The organism is Frankia sp. CoWAU3 (assembly GCF_977971855.1).
In genome coordinates, this window is the sequence record NZ_CDWWXB010000240.1 from 5,093 (window position 1) to 5,951 (window position 859).

Genomic DNA, 859 nt, shown 5'->3' on the forward strand with positions numbered 1-859 from the left:
AGCGCGTCGACACCGATCCGGGTGTCACCGAACAGCTTCACCGACGAGTTCGGGAAGATGCTGGGTGCGTCACTACGCGAGCCCAGACCCCAGATGCCCGCCGTCATCCCGAGGGTGAGGACCAGCACGCCGAGGCTGGCTCGGCCGCCGATGCGCGGCGACGGGCCAGCGGCCGGAAGACCAACCGCTCCAGCAGCAGGCCGATCCCGGGGGACAGCACGGCGAGCGCGATGATGGCGGCCAGCCAGATCGGCAGCCCCCACACGACCACCATCTCGCGGAAGACGTACGCCACCAGCGTGGCGATGCCGCCCTGGGCCAGGTTGAGGACCCCGTTGGTACGGTAGGTGACCAGCAGGCCGATACCGGACAGGGCGGCGATCGCCCCGAGGGAGATCCCCGCCAGTCCCAGGTCGATGCTGGTCACCGGGCACTCCCTGGGCGCCGGTCGCCGCCAGCCGTCCGGTCGTCGCCGTCCGCCGGGTCACATGTGATCACGGAACTGCTCGCCTTCCGCGCCGTGGCATCGTTGGAAACGCAGGCTCTGTCAGGCGTGCTGGCCGGGTGTGGTGGCGTTCGCGGCGGGTGCCTGGCCGCCCCCGGGGTCCGTCACAGCGAAGCGCGAGTTTTGCTGGTGCGTGGCCGTTGTCTGCTGGTACGAGCCTGTCTGCTGGTACCCGCCCTGGGGGCGGGTGGCCGGTTGACCGGCCTCGGGTGCGGCATCCGCAGCGGCCGCCGCGATGATCAGTGAGTGTAGGTCGTCGACCTGGCCGGCGGTGTGGGCCTGGGCGGCCTGAGCGGCGTCGAAGCGGTCGGCCACCAGCAGCGCACTTCCTACCAGGATGAGTGCTAGCGGGAG

At 70.9% G+C, this 859-nt stretch carries 2 pseudogenes; both read right to left on the bottom strand.

What is annotated here, in order from left to right:
* Positions 1-427 (bottom strand): annotated as a pseudogene (locus AC08ON_RS16285) (ABC transporter permease subunit); the annotation flags it as partial.
* 120 nt (positions 428-547) lie between these two features.
* A pseudogene (locus tag AC08ON_RS16290) lies at positions 548-859 on the bottom strand (transporter); the annotation flags it as partial.